Annotated in this window: 2 protein-coding genes, 1 pseudogene and 1 riboswitch; all 3 genes and pseudogenes read right to left on the reverse strand. The window is 46.2% G+C overall.

Annotation, left to right across the window (positions count from 1 at the left end; translation table 11 throughout):
- On the reverse strand, positions 1 to 474 hold a 474-nt coding region (locus Q7J27_07235), incomplete at its 3' end, for a hypothetical protein (protein MDO9528934.1).
- Between the two features lie 154 nt (positions 475 to 628).
- Positions 629 to 1775, reverse strand: a pseudogene (locus Q7J27_07240) (IS3 family transposase).
- A 257-nt stretch (positions 1776 to 2032) separates the two neighbouring features.
- Positions 2033 to 2167, reverse strand: a riboswitch (cyclic di-AMP (ydaO/yuaA leader).
- A gap of 62 nt (positions 2168 to 2229) precedes the next feature.
- A partial coding sequence (locus Q7J27_07245) for a hypothetical protein (protein ID MDO9528935.1) occupies positions 2230 to 2611 on the reverse strand: 382 nt, incomplete at its 5' end.

The raw sequence follows: 2611 nt of genomic DNA on the forward strand, positions 1-2611 counted from the left end.
TTCGATCTGTCTGGTGTAGATTTTGCTGCCTCGGGCCCTGGTGGTCAGAGGCGCCCGGATGGCTTTTTTCCCAACCAAAATGAAATTCTGCGTTTTCCCAAGATCAAAGTTGGGGTGCCAGATTACTTCTTTCAGCCAATTCTCGTTATATTTGAGCCATTGGTCTTTTGTGTAGGCCATCAGGAACCCGAGAAGTCCTTGATGGATCCCGGCAACATAAAAATGCTCCAGTTCGAAAATGGCTCTTCTGAACTGTGCTTTGAAATGGCCCGGGTCGGAGGCATAATCGTCCACCAGGAAACCCTGGTAAGGATCTTTCAGGGTTTTTCCGACTGTGCAGGCTATGCTGTAGATATCATGCAGATCTTTAGGGGAAGCCTTTCGTACAATGATGTAATCACGTTGATGTTCAATAAGAGGATGCGGCTTTTTTGGAATTGTTTTTGTATTTAATGGATGAAATATTTTTTCCATGGAATTAACCTCCCTTTTTCCTTGAAGAAGTGAAGTACTCCCTACTCACTGGACCACTGGGTGGCGAAAATAAGGTGATCGGTCCGGTGGTTTGTTGACCCTTTTCCCGTTTCAAGATGCATTTGTTCTTCTGTTTTCTTCTGTTTCCGTTTCCTTAGCAGTTGACCAGTTTCCCTGCACCTTGACCTGAGTATACTTCCGAAGGCGTCATGTAGCCCAGACCCTGGTGCGGCCTTTCTTCATTGTAGTGGATGAAGAACTCTCCAAGGTTTGTCCTTGCGTCAAGCGGATTGCAGTACTCCTTAAGGTAGACCTCTTCGTACTTGACGGTTCTCCACAGTCTTTCTACGAAGACATTATCCAGGGCCCTGCCTCTACCGTCCATGCTGATGTCGATCCCGTTATCCTTCAGGATATCCGTGAAATCCTTGCTCGTGTACTGGGAGCCCTGGTCCGTGTTGAAGATCTCAGGCTTCCCATATCTCTGAAGCGCTTCTTTCAGAGCGCTTGCGCAAAAACTCGTATCCAGGGTGTTCGAAAGCTCCCAAGAAAGAACCTTGCGGCTGAACCAGTCCATTATGACTGTGAGATAAAGAAAGCCTTTGCCCATTCTGATGTATGTGATATCCGAACACCAGACCTGGTTGAGTCTTGTTATGTCAAGGTTCCTCAAGAGATACGGGTAAATCTTGTGTTCAGGGTTGTTCCTGCTCAGTCTTGGCTTCGGGTAGATCGCTTCAAGTCCCATGAGCCGGAGCAGCCTTCGAACCCGTTTCAGGTTGACCTGGATACCTTTTCTCTGAAGCCAGAACTTCATGCGCTTTACGCCCCAGCTCGGGTGTTTCGTGTACTGCCTGTCCATAAGATCCATCAAATACAGGTTCTCACACGTTTCTTCGCCATTTCCTTTTCTCTTTACATAGATGCCGGAGCGGTTTAGTCCCAAAAGCTCGCACTGCCGACGCATGGAGAGTTTTACTTCTCCGGGTTCCAGGGCATCTCTGAGCTTTGAGACGGATTTAACAGAGCTCCTCAGATTTTTTTTTCAACCAGTCGACCTCGTATTTCAACTGGCCGATCTGGCGGTAAAGTTCCGATTCTCGCTTCTTCAGGGTCTCCGTTTCGTCATCCTTTTTCTTCGAGAAGACCTCGGGAAGATTCTTGAGGAAGGTCTTCTTCCATTGGGTTATCTGGTTTGGATGAATGCCGTATTTAGAGCCTATTTCCGCCAGTGTGCCCTGTTCCCGAAGAGCCTCAAGTACTACTTTGGCCTTGAATGCCGCATCGTATCTCTTTCTCATGGCTGTATCTGTGCCCCCCCGAATTTGTTCCACCGGGGTTATCCTATCACCTTAGGCCCTGGTCCAGTTTTCGGGGAGTAGCTCAAAGAAAGAATAAACCCCGGTCTATGTTAAAAACATAGTCATAAAAAATTCCGGGTTTCAAGTCAATAAAATTGGAAAAAGGAAGAGAAGTGTACAGAAGAATACCTGTGTTCAGGGTGAACACACTCTTATACACAGACATGGATATGGGTTGATTTTTTTGGAGATGCCATCCTTCCTCTTTCCACGCTTACGAGGTTAGCTGACGGGTTCGGATCGAAAGAGTCTGACCCTACCCACAAAGTGTGTGGGATTCACCCCAAATAATCGGGTTCCCCGCTTCCAAAGGAATTCAGCGTTCAGGACAAGCAGTTCTGATTTTTTGTTGCCGCGCAGTCTTCCCGTATAACCCCCTTCTCGAATGCAGATATCATTTTTGGGTAAGCGTTTGCATGCTGGAAGTACCCTTATTTTCCCAAAAAATAGTGTTGATAAGATCTTGCAGTTTATCGAAGTTTCCGGAGGTGGATCTATCCTTCTTGCTTCTATGGTTTTCTTCAGATCCTGATCGCTGTTGATCAAATGAGAGTCTGGTTTTTGCGTGGGACAGAGATCTCGTCGTTCCTTTTCTAACCGGTGAACAGAGGGGAAGATAGATAATTTTATCGTAAAAAATAATTCCTTGCAACGTCTGTTCGGTGCTTTGCCGGTTCTTTGGCAGAGAGAGAAGAGAACGTACTTTTTTTGACAAAATGTCGACAAACGACATAATGAATAATATGCAACCATCTATCAAGAAGAATCTATTGGCT

It is taken from the genome of Syntrophales bacterium (assembly GCA_030655775.1).
In the GTDB taxonomy this organism is placed as follows: domain Bacteria; phylum Desulfobacterota; class Syntrophia; order Syntrophales; family JADFWA01; genus JAUSPI01.